Raw genomic sequence first — 20784 nt, 5'->3', positions numbered from 1 at the left:
ACCTTTGTACCGCAATAGGTATTGTTATTGTTCCTAGGAGTTTTAAATGGACTTAGAGTCTAGAGAAGTAGTTGAAAACAGGGCTTCACAAACACAAAAGCACGAAGTGCAATTTACTGGCGATACGCGCAGTTACTTCAGCATTTGGATAGTCAATATTCTATTTACGATTGCCACGCTGGGTATTTATTCGGCGTGGGCCACGGTAAGAAACAAGCAGTATTTTTTTGGCCATACCTTGATTAATGGTCATAGGTTTGATTATCTGGCAACACCGCTGCAAATCTTGAAAGGCAGGCTGCTGGCTATAGCTTGTTTCGCTTTGTACGTTGTATCTAGTACCTATTTCTCAGTGATTGCATTACTACTTATCGTGGTTTGGTGTATCGCGTTACCATGGATAATCAATCAAGGGTTACGTTTTAACTTGAGAATGACACGTTATCGTAATGTTCAGTTCTCATTTAAAGGTCGATACAAAGATGCTTTTGTTAATTTTGTATTGTTGCCAGTGCTGAGTATTTTCACTTTGTATCTATTGCTGCCATGGGTACTCAAACGCATTGATAGCTATATCCACAACAATATTCACTATGGTGATAAAAAGTTAAATACTCAGCTATCTACAAGAGAATACTATTCGATTGCTTTTGCCTGCTTCTGTATGTCTATTGGGATCGGGATTGTAGTTGCTATTTTGGCAATGGTTACTGGAGCTAGTTTCTCTGAAAGCCCGCAAATTATTACGGGTATCGTGCTGTTAATGCAGCTCAGTTTGGTTATGATAGTGACATCAGCCTATCAAGCAATGGTGCGGAATCACGTCTATAACAATAGCCATATCGAAGGCGTAGCGGAATTTGAATCGGGTCTTGAACCTGTTGATTACGTTATACTTAATGTGACCAATGTGTTAGCAATTGTGTTCACGCTAGGGTTAGCTTTTCCTTGGGCTAAAGTGCGTAAGGCTAAAATGTTAGCGGCTGCTACAGTTGTGCATCTTCATCCAGAAGCAGAGCAGGTAGTTAACGTTCAGCAAGCCAATCAGTCGTCGTTTGCTGAAGAAGCTGCGAACGTTTTCGATGTTGATATTTCATTAACTTAATATGCAGGAAATTACGGGAAAACTATATAGCGCTGGCTGCAATGTCAGCGCAGACTACACTTTGCACTGTAGTAATGGGCAAATGACGCTTATCAATGATGATGGTACTAAGCTGCTTGCACCTTTGACAGACATTCAACTCGGTGTGGCAATATCGGGGCAAGCACAAGATATTACTCTGCCTGATGGTAGCCGTTTCTTGCCTGATGACGTCAATTTTCGTCTAAAGTCTGACTTTGATTCAGGGTTTATTGAACGCTGCGAAAAGCACAAGGCTTTGGTGCTCTCATCCATTGTGTTGTGTCCATTGCTCATATATTTGTTGTTTTTCGTTGTGGTGCCAAATGTTGCAGCCAGTGCAGTCACTTTGTTGCCCGATGGTGTTGCAAAAACAACGGGTGAACAGTCAATGCTGCTAATAGAAAAAGTAGCACTGGAACCCACTGAACTAGATATAGCGCAACAGACAGAAATTAATATTCTGTGGCAGAATTCATTAGCGCAACTGAGGCTGAGTAATGAAAAATACCGCTTAGGATTTTATCGCTCTGATTTTTTCGGTGCGAATGCCTTTGCGCTCCCCCATGGACAGATTGTCGTAACCGATGCGCTGGTCACAAAGCTTGCGCAACACCCTGAGGCACTCAGAGCGGTGTTATTGCATGAAATTGGGCATGTTGAGCATCAGCATAGTATGAGAATTGCCGCGCAATCGGTCGCTTCAACTGTGGCGCTTGCAGTGATATTTGGTGATCTACAAGGTATTGCTGAGCTAACTTTGGGTGTAGGCAGTGCGATAATGCAGCAACAGTTTTCACAAGATATGGAACGCCAAGCAGATGATTATGCACTACACAATCTTGAGACTTATGGTTATAAAGCCGCAGACTTTGCAACTGCATTAAAGTTGATATCGCACGAAAGACAAAGTGAGCAAAATGATTGGTCAAAGTATTTATCTACCCATCCACAGGTTGAAACTCGTATCCAACGAGCGATGAATTATCAAAACTCAAAGTAAAGGGACGCAATGCGTCCCTTGTTACAAGGCTTTTTTGGGGGGCAATGCCACGTTAGCAAAGATAAGGCCCGCAACCAGAGACATAAAGATTAGGAATGTTTGTTGTCCGATATGATCCGCATGAATAAAGCTTTGCCCTTCAATGAGCGAGTTAAGACCGATGTAGGTTTTTGAACCTGGCACCAGCACAATCAAACCTTGCATGGCTACAATTGAGGCCGGGGCATCGACGATACGGTTGAATAGGTTACTAAATACCCCTACTGCAAATGCGCCAACGAACGCACCAATAGAATAGTCAAAGTATACCGCAGCACTGATACTGGCAGCGTATGCGATAAAACCAGAAGCAATTGACCAACTAGCGTGCTTTAGTTTGGTCCTGAAAATGATGATCAAGCTAGTACACAGCAATAGAATGGCCAGCCAAGCGGTCCACTTTGGTAATGGATCTGGCTGTACAAAGTCTGTTGTGCCAAATAGATAAAATCCAATACTAATGCCTAAAAACGCACCAAAATAAAGTTTGAACAACAACATTAGCGAGTCCATAACCCTTGCTGTACCAGATACTAAGTGGCGCGAAGAGAGCTCTGCAAATGCCAATGCCAATGCTAGACCTGGGATAAATACAATGATGGCTGATAAAATGACTAACCGAATATTAATACTTGGGTCGACATAACTGCTAACCGCACACGCACCGATAGCCGCTACAATTGCGACCAGTGGTTCAAGCATGTGTGTCACACGTTTTGAACGGCCTGACCAAAGTACAAATAGAAAAACCAAAACTGAGAACACGCCTGACCAAAGTACATCATTCCAACTCGTGCCCATCAACATTGCAAACGCAGCGCCAGATACTGAAAATGCAAAGCCAGTCAGTAATTTGCTGTATGGTGCTTTTTGTTTGCTGATGGTATCCAGATCAGCATCAGCTTGCTCGATAGTGAGTTGGCCTGTGAGTACTTTGCTCACCACATCGTCAGTATCTGCTAACGAACCTAAATCGTGATCGCCAGGGTCCACACGTGCGACATGGGTATATTCTTCTTCATGTCCTTCTGTCCAGATTACGAATGTTACCGACGTAGGAGACATAACAAATGATGATTTTAAACCCAAGTGTGTTGCCACTTCCATGAGGTGTGCTTCGAGCCGATAAGCGGGCGTGCCGTATTTGTGCAACATTTTTCCAAGTTTAACAATAAACTTGCGTTTTTGGGTAAAGGTAGCTGTGTTCAACTGCGTGAAACCTAAAATAAAAGAATGACAATACACATATCAGACAAAAGTATTATTTTTGGTGATAAATGTAGCGATTGGAGTTGCTGCGCATTCTAATCGCTTTCATTGCAAAGTCTAGGCTATTTAACGATTTTTATTGACATTTTTTGCTTCAATCCATTGCGCCATGTATTGCGTGCTACGCATGGTATGATGCTTGAGCATTTGGCCCGTGAAATTAGCCTGCCTATGCTGCTCTAAATTTTTGCTTATATTATTAATTTTGTTGATTAACAAGCTCTCTAGTTGTTCTTTTTGGTACACGCGAGAGAGGATAGTCTGTGCGCAACCTTGCGCCTGTTCGTAGGCTTGTTTATCGCAATAAAGATCGACTGCTGCATCGGCAAATTGTTGCGCTTCGTTGGCTATTGCTCCGGGCCAAGGTAAATCTAGGTGCATACCTTCCGCACCAATTGAAGTGGTGATACTGGGCGTTTGTGTGATCATCGCTTCGAGTAACTTTCCCTTTATACCAGCGCCAAACCTCAGAGGAGCAAGACAAAGGCGGCTATTTTTCATTACCTCAAGTGCATCTTCAGCCCAACCTTTGATAAGGAAGCCTGTTTTAGGGTTGTGTAGTGCCGTTGCTTTAGGTGGCGGATATGAGCCGTAAATGTGTAGTTCGGCTTTTGGTAACTGTTTACGTATAAGCGGCCATATTTGTTGTAAATATAATACGGCATCCCAATTAGGAGCATGACGAAAGTTACCTATGGTCATAAAATGCTGGCGTTGCTCAAACTCAGGCGTGTCTGTTGGTAGGTTGTTAAGGTCAACCATAAAAGGTAAGTAATGTAACAGTGAGTTGTCTATCTTATAAGTATCGGCCAGCAACGTCATTTCAAAGCTTGAGATGATTAGGCTGAGGTCACAACGTAAGATCGCCGCCATTTCTCGTTTAGCTAAATCTGAGTGTAAGTCGTTGAGTGTTAATTCACGCTGAGCTTTATACGCTTCATGGCGGGCGTTTCGTAAACACTGTAGATCTTCGGTGTCTAATATCTTTAGTGCATAGGGGGCAAATTTATCGACTCGCCAGCCGAATTGTTCTTCCATCATAAAACGGTCAAACATAACGATATCAGGTTGTAATGCTTGAATATACTCATCAAAACTACTGCAATTGAGCGCAATACTTTTACTGGTTATGCCTTCTTGCGCTAAATCGACCATATGCTCTGTAACTTGTGCTGGGCTTGCAAATTCTACTTGCCATTGTTGCGCTTTAAAAAAGCGAAGTAGTGACATCATATGGCTGCCCGCAGCCGAAGAATTAGGTTCTGGCCAAACATAGCCGATGATTAAAACTTGTTTACTCACAAAGATGATTCTCTTAGTTGAAGTGACACATCAACCAGTGTACGAACCGCTGGTTGTGATTGTTCTAGTAACTCTGAAAGTGCCTGGCAGGTGCGTTTGCCAATTTCATGGGTATCAATAGATACAGATGACAGTGATGGTTGTATGAGGCGTGAGTCCTCTAAATCTTCGAAGCCGATTATTTTTATATCTTTGCCAGGTTCCAAACCTTGCTGACGCATGGCATCCATAGCGCCGAATGCTATCATATCGCTTGAACAGACAATAGCTTTGGTACTAGGTGCACTTTGCATGAGTTGTGTAAAAGCATCAATCCCCCCTTGGCGGCTTGTTGGGGCTTCTATAATTGGTAATATTCGGTTGATGTCGTGCCGCTCAAGTGCGGACGTAAACCCAGCTACTCGTTCATGGTGATTGGAAATATTTACAGTGCCTCCCAAAAAAGCCAACTCAGTGATCCCTTGCTCTAACATATGGCAGGTTGCGAGGTACGTACCTTTTTTATAATCAGGTAAAATACAAGGTGCGCTGCAGTAGTCGACCTCTCGCATGATGTTGATCACAGGAAACCCGGCATGGATCAGTTGTTCCTGCCATTTTCGGTCGGTATTAGGCGCAGGACACATAATAAATGCACAGACATTATACTCTTTTAGGGTATTGACGATTTGTGTTTGACGCTCAGCGCTTTCAGCTGTATTTACCAGCATTGGCACCATACCTAACCCGTAAATATAGGACTCTAAAGCGACAGCTAACTTAGCAGAGTAAGGGTTTGTAAGGTCATTGATAACTAGCGCAACCAAGTTAGAGCGTTTACTGCGAAGGGCGGCCGCGTCACGGTTGTATACGTAACCTAGTTGTTCAATTGCATCAAGTACTCGCTGTTTACTTTTATTGCTTACCTTATCACTTTGTGTAAGTACCAGCGATACTGTGGATTTAGACACGCCTGCTGCGGCCGCAACGTCCCAAATCGTAACTTTTTCGGGCTTGGTAGTTTTAGTCATGGTTGCTCATATTGCCAAGCAGGCGGCGTTGAAATGTGGAAGTGGTGGCTATTTTAGCGTAAATTGGCGAGTCACAAAAGCGTAAGCTTTGGCGAAAATTGACTGATATGGCTGAATTTTCGAATAATTAAGTATATGATGCTCGGTTGAATGCATAGGGTAGGATGGAAATAAAATGAAGCGTTTATTTATAGGATTAGTAATTTTTATAATGGCGCCAATCTTTGGTGCGGTTGCACAGCAACAAGGGTACCAAGTACCTTCTCCTGCGCTGGCAAAACTAGTGGATGCAAAATTACTTCCTTCGAGTTTACTTAGTCATGATGGTAAATGGTTGGCATTGTTGGAACGTAAAAGGGTTCTAACACTGGATGAACTGACACTATCAGAAAAAGCACTGGCGGGTATTAAGTTTAATCCAAAAACTTTTATGCGTGAGTCTCGTCGTACCTACTTATCATTAGAGTTTAAACATGTCGATACCGGTTCTGTGGTACGTCCTCAGGGGATCCCAGCTGATGCTGTGCTGCGCTCAGTGCAGTGGTCGCCAGATAGTCGATACCTGAGCTTTATTGTTGAACAAGAAGCTGATGCTACATTGTGGGTTTACGACATAAAAGAGCGCTTGGCTCGCCAGCTCACCGAATCAACACTCAATGGTGTGGTGACTGCAACCCCTTATTACTGGTTACCTGATAGCCATGCTATTGTGGTTAATTTTGCGGTTAATCATGGTCAACCAACGCTAAAACCAAAAGCACAGTCTGTTGTGCCTATCGTCCAACAAAGTAGTGGCGAAAAAGCCCCTGCTAGAACTTATCAAAATCTACTTAAAACGCCATTTGATGAAGCAGAATTCAAATTTTACGCGCAAGGGCAATTGGCAAAGGTACCACTGAATGGACCAATTAAAGGTATAGGCAAGCCTACTTTGATGAAATCGTTTGCTGTATCGCCAGATTCAACGAGTCTCATTGTGGGTATGATAGATGAACCATTTTCTTATCAAGTACCTTATCAGCGATTTGCCAGTGTTTGGCAAGTTTGGGGTATGACGGGCTACCCTTTGTATGAGCTTGCAAGGCAGTCTTTAGCTGAGAATATACCTAAGGGTTTTGATAGCGTTCGCACAGGGCCACGAGAGTTTCAGTGGCGTGCTGATCAAGGGGCAACAGTAATGTGGGCGGAGGCGCAAGATGGTGGCAATATGAAACAAGATGTGCCACATCATGATTATCTGTATACCATTAGTGCACCATTTAAACGTGAACCCGAGTTATTTGCCAAGGTTGAGCGTCGTTTCTCTTCTATAGAATGGGCTGATGATGAAGTTGCTTTGCTCAGTGAATGGCGTTTTAGTGACCGAAGCATACGTACCTCTGTCATTGCCCCAAGAGCGGCTGATCAAAACCGAGTAATATTCTCTGAGCGCAGTTATAACGATGCGTACAAAAACCCTGGTCAGTTTGTGTACACGCGCAGTGACTTGGGGTCAAGAGTATTAAAGCTCATAGGTGGGCGTTATCTGTTCTTGCATGGTGATGGTGCGTCAAAGGCGGGTAATCAACCTTTCTTAGACCGTTACGATGTAAAAACCAATAGCTCGACGCGTATTTGGCAATCACAAGCCCCTTATTATGAACGCGTAAAAGGCCTATTGGATGACGAGGGTATGCGATTTGTTACAGTTAGAGAGTCACAAACTGAGCAACCTAACTTTTTCATTCGCGATTTAAATTTTGATACTTTAACGCAGCTTACCCGTTACGAGCACCCCTATCCAGAATTCAATGGCGTGACCAAAGAGCAAGTAAAATATACTAGAGATGACGGCGTTGAGTTGACAGGGAACCTTTACCTACCTGCAAATTATGATGTGACTCAGGGGCCACTGCCTGTTTTGATGTGGGCGTACCCACTTGAATATAAAGATAAAAGTGTAGCTTCTCAGGTGCGTGAGTCACCCTATGAATTCCCTTATTTTGGCTATTGGGGGCCGATGCCTTACTTAGCCAAAGGTATAGCTGTATTTGACGACCCTAAAATGCCAATTGTAGGCGAGGGTAATGCATTGCCCAATGATAATTTTAGAAAACAGCTAGTCGCAAGTGCCAAAGCTGCGGTTGATGTATTGGTTACCAAAGGGGTGGCTGATGCGGATAAAATAGCCATAGCTGGGCATTCATATGGCGCGTTTATGGTCGCGAACTTACTAGCCCATTCTGATTTATTTGTTGCAGGTATTGCGCGCAGTGGCGCATACAATCGCAGTTTGACACCGTTTGGTTTTCAAGGCGAAGAGCGTGATTTTTGGGAAGCTCAGGACGTGTACGCGAGTATGTCTCCGTTTTTCCATGCAGAGAAAATTAATGAGCCTATGTTGATGATCCACGGCGATAAAGATCCCAATTCGGGCACCTTCCCAATGCAGTCAGAGCGTATGTATGCAGCACTCAAAGGGTTAGGTAAGCAAGCACGATTAGTGATGCTTCCCAATGAAGGGCACGGTTATCGTGCACGTGAAAGTATCCTGCATGTTTTGTGGGAACAGGAGCAGTGGTTAGACACGTATCTGTTTCCAAAGCCCCCTGCTTTTGAGGAAGGTACAAAAGGTGAACAACAGCCTGACAACCTTGTCTCAGGTGATGATGACACCACTGTTGAGCCCGTTCATTAATCTATGTATTGCAAACGGCTGATTCACAAAGTTTATACAGTGCTGGCGGTTGCGTCAGCTCTGTTTTTGTGTGGTTGGCTGTTAGTACTTGCACCGCTAGATAGCAGCGAGTTACGAGGAAATACATTCGTAGTGGATACCGCTGTATTCCAGCTCGAAGGAAAAGCACAAAAAAGCCAAGCGCAACCAAGGGCTCTCAGCCAAGCACAGCAATTTTTGCATGTATACCAAAGTATGCCTCAAGCGATTTTGTTATTCGTTTTTGCTTTGCTTTGTGTCAGTTGTATTGCGTATTTGCCAAGACTTTTTTTGTCCTTGATACCCTGGTACTGTCGGTGCCAATCTCTCGCCAAGCTGCGCTTTTCACTGTGGCGTAATAACAATATACTCAAAAGACACACCAGCCATTCTTTATCCCTTTAGTTTGTAATTTAACTTTTTGAATTATTTATAAATTAAAGGAAAAGTCATGAATACAAAATACAATTTTCTTAACCGCGTGCTGAGCGTTTTTTGCTTGGTGATATGTTTATTTAGTGACGCGAATGCAAGTTTAGACGAAGCCATTAGCGCGCAACAACGCGTCCAGACGATTCATTTGCTCAGCAATCAAATTGAGCAAGGTTATGTGTTGCCCAAAGTGGCCAATCAGGTTGTGTCAGCATTGTTCGACTTAGAAGCGAACGGCCAATTTAACCATATTACTACGCGTGCGCAGTTTATCGATGAAGTGGGACAACAGCTGCGCATTCTAAGTAAAGATGGTCATCTTGGTCTTGTATCGATGCGACCTGATAAAGTGGTTACTCATATCCTACAAGAGTCTGATGAGAAGCGGATAAATAACTTTGCTTTTGAGCAGGCCAAAGTGCTAAGTGGCAATGTTGGCTACTTAAAATTCAATAAATTTCATCCCGACGAGCGCGCCAAACAAGTGGCTACACATGCGCTCAACTTCTTGAGTCATACTTTTCACCTGATTATCGACTTAAGAGAGTGCACCGGTGGGTCTATGGAATTGGTGGCACATTTGATCAGTCATTTTGTGAAGGATAACACGCATTTGTGGGATATTCATACAAGAGATGGGTTTAGTCATCGGGTCGATAGCTATTCGGTTGAGGTTCACAAGAACCTAAAAACTATTCCGATTACCATTTTAACAAGCAGTAAAGTGATCAGTGCCGCTGAGTTTTTCACCTACACATTGAAACATTTAGGTAGAGCGCGTGTTATTGGTGAACAAACAGAAGGACTGGCACATGGCACAGGAGTAAGAAAAATCAATGATTGGTTGGTGTTGAGGCTACCAATGTTGCGACCCCTCAACCCAAAAACAGGCTCTAATTGGGAGCAAGTGGGTGTTAAGCCTGATATTGCGGTGCCCAAAGAACAAGCGCTAGCTAGGGCACTTGCCAAGGAGTAATGGATTTGCGGTGGCGACCATCGTCACCGCATTTTAAGTTGGCAATTTAGGTTAACCTTTTGCTTGCGGGTTATTTTATAGCGTTAACAATAAAGCTTTAGTGTGCTTTGCTGCTAGACAGCGAGCTACCAACTGATGCAATGATCACCATAAAAATGGCCAGCCACTGCCAGATGCTCAGTAGTTCACCAAGGATCATGAGCCCTGCTAACGCAGCAATCGCCGGCTCTAGACTCATCATTATGCTAAACCCCTGTGCTGGCATGTTCCGCAGGGCAACCATCTCTAAGCTATAGGGGAGTGCACTTGAGAGTACCCCAATCATGATACCTAAAGGGATTAACTCCCAATTTAATAATGCAGCACCTTGAGACGCAACGCCCAGTGGCACGACTGCAATGGCCGCAACACTCATGCCTAAGGCGACGGTAGCGCCACCTGACCCTTGACTGCCAGTTTTCTTACCAAATAGAATATAACCAGCCCAACAGGCACCAGCTATCAGGGCCAGCAACACACCAATTGGGTCGAGTCCTTGTGCACTGCTCATATCGGGAAGTAGCAGTAAAATTCCCAGCAGAGCAAACAATACCCACACATAATCTCGTTTTCGCTTAGAAGCAAACAAAGCAACAGCCAAAGGCCCTGTGAATTCGAGCGCCACGCCAATGCCAAGCGGAATACGCTCAATCGCGTAATAAAACGTGATGTTCATGCCACCCAAACACAATCCATAGATCAAGATGGGCTTTTTGTTGGCGGGAATACATCGCCACGGCTGAAATACCAGACACAAAATGATCGCAGAGAAGCCTAAACGATACGCGGTTGTGCCTTCAGGTCCAACATGAGGAAATAATTGTTTTGCAATTGATGCGCCCGATTGAATGGTTATCATTGCAATCAGTAAACACAATACCGCAAACAAGAAATCTCGATTGGTTAGTTTCATTCAGCTTGATTCTCTCTCACACTTATTTTACGCAAGACGCCTAGTCTAAAGGCCTCAAGATAGCGCAGCAAGGTTTTTGTATACATTATTCATTGGTTTTACTGCTAAGTTTCTCTACATTTACATTAGGTAACTTTATTGCGATTTTCTAGTTACTAATGTTTCTAGATCAGGTCTTCATACGGAAGAAACCCAGCCCTTAAAAATCCCGGTTTGCTATGATGAGCGGTATGATGCCAAAAAACGTTGCCAATGCTGTTGATGCTTTAGCATAGTGCGGTGTTTTTTCGAATTGTAGTGAGCTTGTGTGTCCGCTTCGCTATGAAATGGGCCAGCTCTGCAAAAGCTACAATGATTGTCTTGCAAATAGTGTGGGACGTGGAGTTGCTGTTGCAATGTCAGGTTTTCTTTAGCGGAAAAAACGTAAGTAGTGCCACTGGTGTCTTTGACGTGTTTGTCTCTGTCTACATTGCGAATTTTATATCCGGGAAACTGTGAGATATCAAAAGGGTGTTGGCCTAAATAGTTCATTTTACTATTTAAGCTTAGAGTGCCTTCGAGATCCCACTCACAGTATGGTTTAACGTCTTTAGAGGTGATATAGCACAGCATAGGGCCTGTTGGGTCTAAAGCATAGCGATAAGCATTATCGAGAAATTGGCGTAATAGGCTACGATTTAGCGTATTGATTGAATATTGTTGCTGCTCAAAATCTGCTTGGTCGCTAAAGGCGGGTAGTAACGGAAACTGAAAGATAGCCAAATCATAGTGAGGTTGTGCTAGGCGTTGCCAACTATCGCGAGCGGTTACATCAAACTCGCTCAGATATGGAGTGTTAGATGCGTTCAGTAACTCTAACGCATGGTGCTGATATTTATCACGAATGGTTTTTTCGCTGTCATAGGTACTGGCGGTGAGTTGGCCTGCACCTAGGCGTGATTGAAGCGCATGTGAAAAACTTAAGTCGCCATCACCTACAGTGAGTATGCGCCATTGTGTATCTATAATCATAAAAAGAACATCAAAGTAAAAACGGCCGAGATTATAGCATTGCTGGTAATGAAAATCTTACAGGGATTTTAACACTACTAAAGAAAGCCTCAGGAGGGTTTAGCTTTACCACTGCGCGAACGGCTTGAGGTTCTAGATTTGTCTTTGTACATTTTGTTATCAGCCATTTGCAGTATCTTATCTGGCTCTTGATGTTTATCAGTCTCGGCTGTTCCTATGCTCACGTCTACCTGATATTCTACCAAAGAGGGGTTGATAAGAGTTCTCAGCTCTTTGCATTCTTCAGGACTGCGCTTGCTAAATGCCACAAACTCGTCGCCACCTAAGCGAAACACCGCTTCTTCATCAAAATGCTCTTTTAGGGCTCCAGCAAACTTTTCGAGTACTTCATCGCCTATATGATGTCCGTATGTATCATTCGCTTGTTTAAAGTTATCTAAGTCAAAATAATAAAGCCATTGGAACTGCTCGCTTAAATTTGAGAACTTTGCAAAACAGGCCTTGCGATTACCTATATGAGTCAGTGGATCGTGGTGGGCTTCGTAACGCAGCTTTTCTTCAAGTTGTTTACGACTTGCTATTTCTAAATTGAGTTTAGCTATGGTGACTTTTTTAGATGACAGCAGTACCAACATACCGTAACAAACAAGTACAAACCCTAAACTTTTCAAAGAGGTATCAAGGACTAAAACAGGAACGATGTCATGACCAATGAACTCATCAAAGATATCAAGCAATAACCCCAAACAATAAAAAGACCAGCCAAAAACTAGGGGTTTACTGCTTAACTGTGGTGCAACTAACGTAATGGCTGAGGCTGATAAGCAAAACCACAGCACCTCCTCAACTGAGCCAATATCTACGCTTGCTCTCGAAAAAACCCAAGCCAGCAGGGCAAGACCGAAAGCCCAAATCAGCGCAATGATTAGTTTTTGTATCATTTGTTACTCACACTTTGGCCTAGGTTCAGGCCTAGGATTGTCTTTTAAAGGTATAGCAGACTATTTAAATTCTTGTTAGCTCAATACTTTGAGCAATCATAAACAAATGACAAACAAATACCACTGACGTCAAAACATAGCGCATCCTGTGATAATCCTTGTGATATTGCTGCCAAGCAGGCATTCCACGTTCGAACAACAGCACCAAAGGAAAGCAGATAGCTAAATATATCAAGGCATTGGTTGCAGAGACGAACACCAGTAATGGGAAGGGGATCACGACCAGTACGGCCATCACCGCGTGAGTATAGGATTGCTCTCCTGCACGCCAAAGTGTTCCTGCCATAAACGCTAAAATACCCATGCTGTATAGGGAAAACGCCTCAATTGCTAATAAGGAAGAGCCAAGCAACAATGACCAAAATACACAGGCCAAAAAAGGAAGAACGCCATAATAGCCCAATTGAATATGATTTAAGAAAGGGTGCATGATTTCCTCAATAATAGGATTTTAAAACAGTGAACTTCTGCGAGTATAACGCAGCGTTGGCCGCGGTTATAATTTCTATGCAAAACAATCGATAAAAGATCACTTTGGCACCGCATAAACATAGTTTAATCTAAAAAACTGATTGAACTAATCCAAACAATCTATTTTATTTGATCACTCAACATCACTATCTTAGTAACCAAGCAAGGCGAGCTGAACAGCTTAGCTCGTCATCGACATTAAACAAAACTAAGAGAGTTAAATTATGACTACATCATTGATCAACACAAAAATTCAACCATTCAATGCAACGGCTTACCATAATGGCGATTTCGTTGCAGTGAGCGAAAAGGACTTACTTGGTAAATGGTCAATCGTATTTTTCTACCCAGCTGATTTTACCTTTGTTTGCCCTACAGAATTGGGTGATTTGGCTGATTACTATGCACAGTTGCAAGAAATGGGTGTTGAAGTGTATTCAGTGTCAACAGACACTCACTTTACTCACAAAGCTTGGCACGATGCATCTGAAACTATTAAGAAAATCCAATTCCCTATGATTGGTGACCCAACAGGGCGAATTACTCGTAACTTCGGTGTAATGATTGAAGATGAGGGGTTAGCACTGCGCGGCACATTCGTAATTAACCCTGAAGGCGAAATCAAAGTGATTGAAACACATGATTTAGGTATTGGTCGAAGCGCCAAAGAGCTAGTACGTAAAGTACAAGCGGCACAGTACATTGCTAGCCACGATGGTGAAGTATGCCCAGCTTCTTGGCAGCCAGGTGAAGAAACATTGGCACCTTCACTTGACCTAGTAGGCAAAATCTAAATAGAACGGGGTGGCAAACCCACCCCTGCTTTTTCAATTGCTGTGAGGATGACCAAGCATGTTAGACCAAAATATTAAAAATCAACTTTCAAGCCATTTCAGCGCCTTAAAAGATCCTGTTGAGCTGGTCATTGCACTCGATGACAGCAATAAAGCCAAAGAATTAGAGGCGTTAGCAACAGACTTAGCATCGCTAAGTGACCTAATCACTGTAACAAACAACCCTGATACCGAAGTACGCAGGCCAAGTATGACGCTCTATTCACCAAAGCGTGAGACACATATTCAGTTTGCGGGTGTGCCGATGGGTCATGAATTTACGTCATTGGTGCTGGCGGTGTTGCAAAGTGGCGGACATCCAACGAAGGCATCTCAAGATGAAATTGCTCAGATACAGGCGCTAGATATCGAACTGAATTTTGAAATGTACATTTCATTGAGCTGCCAAACCTGTCCACAGGTGGTTCAGGCGTTGAACTTAATGGCTGCACTTAATCCGTTAATCAAAACCACCATGATTGATGGCGCGTTATTTCAAGACGAAGTGAATGAGCGCAACGTATTAGCTGTACCTGCGGTTTACTTAAATGGTGAGCTATTCTCTCAAGGCGCAGTGACACTCACTGACATTCTTAATAAGGTGGATGTAAACGCTGCGGCTAAACAAGCGGCTAAGCTAAATGACAAAGAAGTGTTTGATGTACTGGTTGTTGGCGGTGGCCCTGCGGGGGCATCTGCGGCGGTGTATGCAGCTCGTAAAGGCTTAAACACGGGGGTGGTTGCTGAGCGCTTTGGGGGCCAAGTTGCTGACACCATGAGTATCGAAAACTTTATCTCCGTTAAAGCCACTGAAGGGCCGAAACTAGTGGCTCAACTAGAGGAACACGTCAAGCAATACGATGTGGATGTGATGGCAGGACAAAGGGCGGCTAACATTTATCGAGATCAGTTGCTTAATGTAGAGCTTGAGAGCGGCGCGACCCTTAAAGCCAAGTCAATTATTCTGGCCACAGGCGCACGTTGGAGAAATATGAATGTACCAGGTGAAACCGAATACAAAGGACGTGGTGTAGCATATTGCCCACACTGTGATGGTCCATTATTCAAAGGTAAACCTGTGGCCGTAATTGGTGGGGGTAATTCAGGTATTGAAGCGGCAATTGATTTGGCTAATATCGTTGAGCATGTCACCGTGCTGGAATTTGCTGATACATTGCGCGCAGATGAGGTGCTGATTAAAAAAGCCAATAGCTTGAGCAATATTACCATCATTAAAAATGCCCAAACCACAGAAGTGCTAGGAGATGGCAAACGTGTGACGGGGTTGCGTTACACAGACAGAGTGACACAGCAAAACCATGAGCTGGCACTCGCGGGAATTTTCGTGCAGATTGGTTTGGTGCCAAACACCGAGTTTTTAAAGGACTCACCGGTGACTCTAACCAAATTTGGTGAGATAGAAATTGATAACAAAGGGGCGACCTCGATGCCTGGGGTATATGGCGCGGGAGATGCAACCACTGAACCATTTAAGCAAATTATCATTGCTATGGGTTCAGGGGCAACAGCAAGCTTAGGTGCCTTTGATTATTTAATTCGCCACGCGCAACAAAATGATGAAGAGCGGGCAGCCTGATCATTGCAAGCCAGCCTGTTAGGTGGCTGGCAACACCCAGCAATGTAAAGCCACCTTAGGAGTTAAGGTGGCTTTTTTTGCTATGGCTATCGATCAATTAAAACAAAAACGCCAGAGCAAGCTCTGGCGTTTTATTTATAGATTAGAAATCTAGTAGCATCCTTTTAATAGGCTACCAAATTAATAAAAAGTTCCATTACGTTTCATTTTCTTTGGATGAAACACAGGTGTTAGCTAAGTACACTCTTACATTGTCTAAATTGCGTAGTTTTTCTTCATCTTCACAGGTAATTTTACTGTTGCGAATTTCAAGGTGCGTTAACTGAGATAGCTGCGTTATCGCCTCTATATCAAAAAATACGCTGTGATCTGTGATGATTAGCCTTTCCAATTGGGTAAGTTTTTTAAGTACGCTGAGATCCGATGCTGGTAATTTGCCTAATGTTAATTCAGTCAAGGTGGTTAGATTTGCCAGTTCAGTTATGTCAATTAAGTCTTTGAATCCTGAAAGTTGCAAAGAACGGATAGACTCATTTTTATCAAGGCCTTGCAAACTCGACAACATACTTTGCTGATTTTTTGCTTTCAACACTAACTGTGACACATTGGGCATTTGGCTAAGTGAAGGAAATGAAAGCACACTATTACCAATAACTGTGATATTCCTTAGATCGTGTAGGTTATTCAGCTTTTCACCATCGAATACATCGAAGTTAATGGTGAGACTCCGTAGCTCTGATAGCCCGCTCAACAAGGATGTATCGAAAGAAATGTATTTGTCAGCAAGGCCACTGAGTATTTCCAAATGTTCTAACTTTTTAAGATTCTGAATTACAGAGTAATCTGCGTTTACGGAGCCACTAATTGTTAATCTGTTTAGCTCTTGAGCATTACGGAGCGCCTCAAAAGTCGTTATGTCAGGATTACCCATTATCTCAAGCTCTATTAATTTCGTGTACTCACTTAAAAAATCAACTGAATCAATATCTAAGAAGCTAAGAATCATCCTTTCTACGTTCGTGAGGGGCTTTAATGCATCAGTGCCTGTCAATGAAAAGCCGGATAAATCTAATAAATTAATATTTTCACTTAAGGTAATATTGGACAAATCTAATTGTGTAGAGCCTCCTAAAATGAGCAGAGAAAGGTCACTCAGATGTCCAAGAAAGCTGAAATCTTCTACATTGGTACGGTACATTATAAGCGACTTGATATTAGCAAGGCTATTTAGCTGTGTATCTGGGCTGAGATCGACAAAGTATAGTCTCAGTGTTGAAAGCTTTTTAAGTGTTTCATTTGAGAAGTATACATCTTTATCGCTGTAATTCAGTTCTATTAGGTTAAGGCTTTTCAATTTATCGAAGTTGATGTCAGCGTATGATAACTGCTCAGACAGTACGAGCTCTTTTAATTGCTCGAGTTGCTCAAGTTGACTGATGATTACGTGTTTATCTGACTCTGGGCTCAGTGCTCTGAGTAGTTGTAGTTCTTCTAAAGTAGGGACATTTTTCAACTCTGAAATATCGGTAATTGATGCATCCGTAAGATTAAGTGCACGCAGGTCTGCGAAGTGCGAGAGTCCGGCTAGGGTACTTATTTTGTAACCATCGCACCACAATCTGCGTAAATGCGAATCTTTGTTGGCCGTACTGTGATGAGAGTTGTTAATACAGCTTAGTAAATGCTCATCTGCAATGTGCTCTGTATTAAGTGGTGGGTATGCCGTTACTTGTATGTCAAAAGTCGTGGTTGCTTTTATGCCTTGGCTGTTACTAACGGTAAGCTTTATGGAGACGGTGGCACTTTCATTGTCATCAAGACTGGGGGCGATAGCGGTTATTTGGTGAGTGTCAGCAGCTAATTCGTAAGTGTCACTGTCCAGTAACAGCATTAATGGACCTGCAGTTTGCTCCCATTTAAAGTTAAAGTTATTCACTTCTTGATCTTCGATTTCGGCAGTAATGCTAAAGTGGTGACGTTCATCAACAGAGGTAGGCACGTCATTGAGTTTGATGGCTATCTGAGGGTTGCTCGTTGAACCGCCTTGACTATCATTAGTTGATCCGTCTTGACTATCATTAGTTGATCCGCTTTGGCTACCATTAGTTGAATGGCTCTGTTGTGTTGTTTCTCCACCAGACCCTCCACAGGCCATTAAAGTTAGGGAAATCAAAATGACGAATACTTTTTGTAACATTCTTGTTCTTAATTTAGGTGTAAGTTGGGATGCAAATGTACCATAAATGTAAACGTTTAATGTGTGTTTTTGTCGTTAATTTGATCTTTGGAGTTTAAAAAAAGTTTAATTGATAACTTTCAAATTAATACTGTTTCTTAACATGAATAAAACTCGATTGCCTATCAGGGAAGTTAAATTTATGTTGTATTTTTAACCTAACTAAGGAACAAACAACATGTACAAGGCAGGTTTACTTTCGCTATTGCTGTCAAGCGCACTGGCTCACGGGGCTACGTTACCGGCGACTCATCACGCGATTGGTTATGAAGGCCGCACAGATAAGCACTATGACTCAGGTCAGGTCAATATTAACTGGCCGGGAACCAATTTTAAAACCCGACTTAAAGGCCGCAGTCTCTCTGTGACTATGGTGGGGTTAGGCAACCAGTTTGACGTATTGGTTGATGGCAAACTACATAAAAAGATCGTCACCGACTACAGCGGCCAGCCGCAAACCTACTCATTATTTCATCAACAAGATGTTGCCAATGTTGAAATCGAAGTGGTAAAACGCTCAGAAGACCCAGCCAATTTCAGCCAGATCCTGAGTTTTGAGGTAGATGGTGCAATAGACGGTGTTTGGCAGCAGCAAAAACACATTTTATATATCGGTGATTCCATCAGTGCGGGTTTTGGCAGTGAGTCAAATAAACGAGACTGCACATGGCCAGAAGTGGTTGAGAGCAGTAATGCACGACTGGCGTTTCCCTATGTGAGTGCGCAAATGCTCAATGCTAGTTTTACGCAATTGTCAGCATCGGGCCTTGGCCTTATTCGCAACTGGAGCGGTAATCAGCCACATCATAACTTACCTTATTACTACGACAAAGCAGGCGCGGTATTTGAAGATACCCGTAGTTTTGAAGATAAGTTTCCCAGCCTAATAGTGTTGGAAGTGGGCACTAATGATTTTAGCACCGACCCTCAAGCCCACGAACCTTGGGCTGATATTCAGGAGGTTAAACAAGCATGGGTTAAGCGCATGGTAGAATTTGTAACGACGTTACGTGGCCGTTATCCAAATCAGCCTATCTTGATGATGCCAAGGCCTGCTTATCCATATGACTTGATCATTCCCGCAACCAATCAAGCCATCGCATTACTGAATGAAAAAGGACAGGGAGAATTATACTCACAACCATTTAGCTCTGCATTGAGTGGCTGTATTTGGCACCCAACAAAGCAAGAACATCAAGAAATCGCTCAACAACTGGTTGATTTTATTAACGCGAAACAATTGCTATAAACTAAGCGGAGACTCTTTTGGCGGTGTGGTTGCGAGCATAAGCACTACACCGTAAATTATAAACTCCTCACTTTAAAGGCGTGTAAAAAATAAACATAGCCTTGGCCGTACACTTCCTTATTTATTCCTCATTTACGCACTAGTTTTTATTTGTCTACAAACAATCAAAGGTGTTTTGGAGGGGTTATGAAAACTAAGGTGATTGATAAGTTGCAGTTTCGTACACTGCTGATTGCGCTTATAGGTGCTGCGTCTTTATGTGGTTGTGGCGGTTCCAATAGCGCAAGCACCACGCCATCGTTAGATAACAATGAGCAACCTAGCGACGTTAGCAACACTCTGCCAGAGGCGAATGCCGGGGCAGACAGAGATATTGGTGTTGGTCAAACATTGACGCTCAGTGGTAGCGCAAGTAGTGATGAAGATGGTGACGCATTAAGTTATCAGTGGAGCATGCTTGAGCGTCCTGAAAATAGTCAAACAACCATCGAAAATAGCAGTTCGGTTAGTGCTTTTTTCGTGCCAGACATACAAGGAGCATACCGAATTAGTTTAACCGTATCAGACGGTAAAGGTAGCGCTCAAGATGAAGTCATCATTAATGCGACTCAAGTGACTTCACAATCTCAGGATATTACTAATGTGGTATTCACCAAACAAGAGGCATCTTGTGCGTCCTATGTCGGCAACTATGAATCTTATGTAATTGATATACAAAGAGGGTTGGATTTTAGCGGTGATGTGTCTATCACCAGTGATGGCAATACCTGTACTTTTAGCGTCAATGAAATTCCAAACCATGACTTTAATGATGCCCTGGCACAATTTGCCACGGATGTTAGTGAGCAGTCAGCCGTGTACAGCGTACCTGTAGCGCCTGTGCTGTCTAGTAATACCACAGCGGTTGAAATTGGTGTATCAAACGGAGTTTTTCTAAATGGAGTCAGCGTGGATATCATGGCTGCTGCTTGCTATGGTGTTGGTAATGAGCCTTTAGGGAGAGAGAAAATCGGATGTGGCGCTAACCAAAGTGATCACCCGTGGCGCTATGATCCCATGTCACCGCTTAACTCTTTTGGTACTGATAGCCACAATGCTCATCCACAACCCAACGGACGTTATCATTACCACGGTAATCCCAAAGCCATGTTTAACCAAGATTGCCAAGTGGTGTCTCCTGTGATTGGTTTTGCGGCGGATGGTTTTCCAATTTACGGGCCGTGCATAGAAGTGAATGGTGAAGTACGCAAAGCCACACCAAGCTATACCCTTAAGAATAATGGCGGAAAGAGGCAAGATATTAGCGGCTATCAAACGCCTCAAGGTGGTGTCGGGGAGGTTGCCAGCGACAACTATGATGGTCAATTTCGCTCTGATTGGCAGTATGTTGCGAACTTAGGAGATTTAGATGAGTGCAATGGCATGGTTAGAGATGGGCAGTACGGATATTACATTACCGATAGTTTTCCATGGGTGGTAGGGTGTTATCGTGGTCAAGTCAATGACTCGTTTAGACCCACAGGAAACGCTTTAAGCAATCTACTGCATGATCACAGTGAGTTACACTCACATGAACAATAGTGCA

At 43.1% G+C, this 20784-nt stretch carries 16 protein-coding genes; 8 read left to right on the top strand and 8 right to left on the bottom strand.

All coding sequences use genetic code 11. The features are described from left to right. The first annotated feature begins 46 nt into the window (after nt 1-46). Nucleotides 47-1105 (top strand): YjgN family protein, encoded by a 1059-nt coding sequence (locus tag BIW53_RS15770; RefSeq protein ID WP_070992990.1) that lies wholly within the window; start codon nt 47-49, stop codon nt 1103-1105. A gap of 1 nt (nt 1106) precedes the next feature. Continuing rightward, nucleotides 1107-2126 carry a M48 family metallopeptidase gene (locus BIW53_RS15765; RefSeq protein WP_217495717.1) on the top strand — a complete coding sequence of 340 codons (1020 nt, stop codon included), beginning with the start codon at nt 1107-1109 and terminating at the stop codon, nt 2124-2126. A 21-nt stretch (nt 2127-2147) separates the two neighbouring features. Here BIW53_RS15765 and BIW53_RS15760 read toward each other — a convergent pair whose 3' ends face one another. The 3 genes from BIW53_RS15760 to BIW53_RS15750 all read right to left on the bottom strand — a co-directional run bounded on the left by BIW53_RS15760 (nt 2148) and on the right by BIW53_RS15750 (nt 5746). Next, on the bottom strand, nt 2148-3374 hold the full coding sequence (locus tag BIW53_RS15760) for a threonine/serine exporter family protein (RefSeq protein WP_084228192.1): 1227 nt from the start codon (nt 3372-3374) through the stop codon (nt 2148-2150). Between the two features lie 126 nt (nt 3375-3500). Next, entirely contained in the window at nt 3501-4736 is a 1236-nt protein-coding gene (locus BIW53_RS15755; protein ID WP_070992989.1) for a glycosyltransferase, read from the bottom strand. After that, nucleotides 4733-5746, bottom strand: a complete 1014-nt coding sequence (locus BIW53_RS15750) for a LacI family DNA-binding transcriptional regulator (RefSeq protein WP_070992988.1) — start codon at nt 5744-5746, stop codon at nt 4733-4735. Before BIW53_RS15750 ends, BIW53_RS15755 begins: the two co-directional genes overlap by 4 nt. A gap of 175 nt (nt 5747-5921) precedes the next feature. Here BIW53_RS15750 and BIW53_RS15745 point away from each other — a divergent pair, with 175 nt between their 5' ends. Beyond that, nucleotides 5922-8423 (top strand): S9 family peptidase, encoded by a 2502-nt coding sequence (locus BIW53_RS15745; protein WP_084228191.1) that lies wholly within the window; start codon nt 5922-5924, stop codon nt 8421-8423. 469 nt (nt 8424-8892) lie between these two features. Beyond that, nucleotides 8893-9849 (top strand): S41 family peptidase, encoded by a 957-nt coding sequence (locus BIW53_RS15735; protein ID WP_070992986.1) that lies wholly within the window; start codon nt 8893-8895, stop codon nt 9847-9849. A 97-nt stretch (nt 9850-9946) separates the two neighbouring features. Here the strand turns inward: BIW53_RS15735 and BIW53_RS15730 are convergent, their stop codons facing one another. The 4 genes from BIW53_RS15730 to BIW53_RS15715 all read right to left on the bottom strand — a co-directional run bounded on the left by BIW53_RS15730 (nt 9947) and on the right by BIW53_RS15715 (nt 13243). Next, nucleotides 9947-10801 (bottom strand): EamA family transporter, encoded by an 855-nt coding sequence (locus BIW53_RS15730; RefSeq protein WP_070992985.1) that lies wholly within the window; start codon nt 10799-10801, stop codon nt 9947-9949. Between the two features lie 216 nt (nt 10802-11017). Then, nucleotides 11018-11812, bottom strand: a complete 795-nt coding sequence (locus BIW53_RS15725; RefSeq protein ID WP_070992984.1) for a Rossmann-like fold-containing protein — start codon at nt 11810-11812, stop codon at nt 11018-11020. A gap of 89 nt (nt 11813-11901) precedes the next feature. After that, nucleotides 11902-12753 (bottom strand): GGDEF domain-containing protein, encoded by an 852-nt coding sequence (locus BIW53_RS15720; RefSeq protein ID WP_084228190.1) that lies wholly within the window; start codon nt 12751-12753, stop codon nt 11902-11904. A 64-nt stretch (nt 12754-12817) separates the two neighbouring features. Further along, entirely contained in the window at nt 12818-13243 is a 426-nt protein-coding gene (locus BIW53_RS15715; protein ID WP_070992983.1) for a DUF3429 domain-containing protein, read from the bottom strand. Between the two features lie 265 nt (nt 13244-13508). Between BIW53_RS15715 and ahpC the strand changes: the two genes are divergently transcribed. Together ahpC and ahpF are read left to right on the top strand one after the other, a co-directional pair. Beyond that, a complete protein-coding gene (gene ahpC / locus BIW53_RS15710) occupies nt 13509-14078 on the top strand; it encodes an alkyl hydroperoxide reductase subunit C (protein WP_070992982.1) in 570 nt (189 codons plus the stop codon). Between the two features lie 58 nt (nt 14079-14136). Next, on the top strand, nt 14137-15714 hold the full coding sequence (gene ahpF / locus BIW53_RS15705; protein ID WP_070992981.1) for an alkyl hydroperoxide reductase subunit F: 1578 nt from the start codon (nt 14137-14139) through the stop codon (nt 15712-15714). 196 nt (nt 15715-15910) lie between these two features. Here ahpF and BIW53_RS15700 read toward each other — a convergent pair whose 3' ends face one another. Continuing rightward, entirely contained in the window at nt 15911-17911 is a 2001-nt protein-coding gene (locus tag BIW53_RS15700; RefSeq protein WP_070992980.1) for a leucine-rich repeat domain-containing protein, read from the bottom strand. A 217-nt stretch (nt 17912-18128) separates the two neighbouring features. On the opposite strand from BIW53_RS15700, the gene BIW53_RS15695 reads away from it, so the two are divergent. Together BIW53_RS15695 and BIW53_RS15690 are read left to right on the top strand one after the other, a co-directional pair. Next, a complete protein-coding gene (locus tag BIW53_RS15695) occupies nt 18129-19199 on the top strand; it encodes an SGNH/GDSL hydrolase family protein (protein ID WP_070992979.1) in 1071 nt (356 codons plus the stop codon). A gap of 186 nt (nt 19200-19385) precedes the next feature. Then, a complete protein-coding gene (locus BIW53_RS15690; RefSeq protein ID WP_070992978.1) occupies nt 19386-20780 on the top strand; it encodes a YHYH protein in 1395 nt (464 codons plus the stop codon). Nucleotides 20781-20784 lie beyond the last annotated feature (4 nt).

The sequence above is a fragment of the Pseudoalteromonas byunsanensis genome (genome assembly GCF_001854475.1).
GTDB lineage: Bacteria > Pseudomonadota > Gammaproteobacteria > Enterobacterales > Alteromonadaceae > Pseudoalteromonas > Pseudoalteromonas byunsanensis.
Note: the sequence above shows the minus strand (reverse complement) of the source record. Positions and strands in the feature narration are given on the sequence as shown.

Excerpts from the sequence above, each read along its gene's own strand:
- BIW53_RS15770 (WP_070992990.1), top strand. The coding sequence starts at position 47 with ATGGACTTAGAGTCTAGAGAAGTAGTTGAAAACAGGGCTTCACAAACA.
- BIW53_RS15730 (WP_070992985.1), bottom strand. The coding sequence starts at position 10,801 with ATGAAACTAACCAATCGAGATTTCTTGTTTGCGGTATTGTGTTTACTG.
- BIW53_RS15745 (WP_084228191.1), top strand. The coding sequence starts at position 5,922 with ATGAAGCGTTTATTTATAGGATTAGTAATTTTTATAATGGCGCCAATC.
- BIW53_RS15700 (WP_070992980.1), bottom strand. The coding sequence starts at position 17,911 with ATGTTACAAAAAGTATTCGTCATTTTGATTTCCCTAACTTTAATGGCC.
- BIW53_RS15725 (WP_070992984.1), bottom strand. The coding sequence starts at position 11,812 with ATGATTATAGATACACAATGGCGCATACTCACTGTAGGTGATGGCGAC.
- BIW53_RS15720 (WP_084228190.1), bottom strand. The coding sequence starts at position 12,753 with ATGATACAAAAACTAATCATTGCGCTGATTTGGGCTTTCGGTCTTGCC.
- ahpC (WP_070992982.1), top strand. The coding sequence starts at position 13,509 with ATGACTACATCATTGATCAACACAAAAATTCAACCATTCAATGCAACG.
- BIW53_RS15750 (WP_070992988.1), bottom strand. The coding sequence starts at position 5,746 with ATGACTAAAACTACCAAGCCCGAAAAAGTTACGATTTGGGACGTTGCG.
- BIW53_RS15690 (WP_070992978.1), top strand. The coding sequence starts at position 19,386 with ATGAAAACTAAGGTGATTGATAAGTTGCAGTTTCGTACACTGCTGATT.
- BIW53_RS15735 (WP_070992986.1), top strand. The coding sequence starts at position 8,893 with ATGAATACAAAATACAATTTTCTTAACCGCGTGCTGAGCGTTTTTTGC.
- ahpF (WP_070992981.1), top strand. The coding sequence starts at position 14,137 with ATGTTAGACCAAAATATTAAAAATCAACTTTCAAGCCATTTCAGCGCC.
- BIW53_RS15715 (WP_070992983.1), bottom strand. The coding sequence starts at position 13,243 with ATGCACCCTTTCTTAAATCATATTCAATTGGGCTATTATGGCGTTCTT.
- BIW53_RS15765 (WP_217495717.1), top strand. The coding sequence starts at position 1,107 with ATGCAGGAAATTACGGGAAAACTATATAGCGCTGGCTGCAATGTCAGC.
- BIW53_RS15695 (WP_070992979.1), top strand. The coding sequence starts at position 18,129 with ATGTACAAGGCAGGTTTACTTTCGCTATTGCTGTCAAGCGCACTGGCT.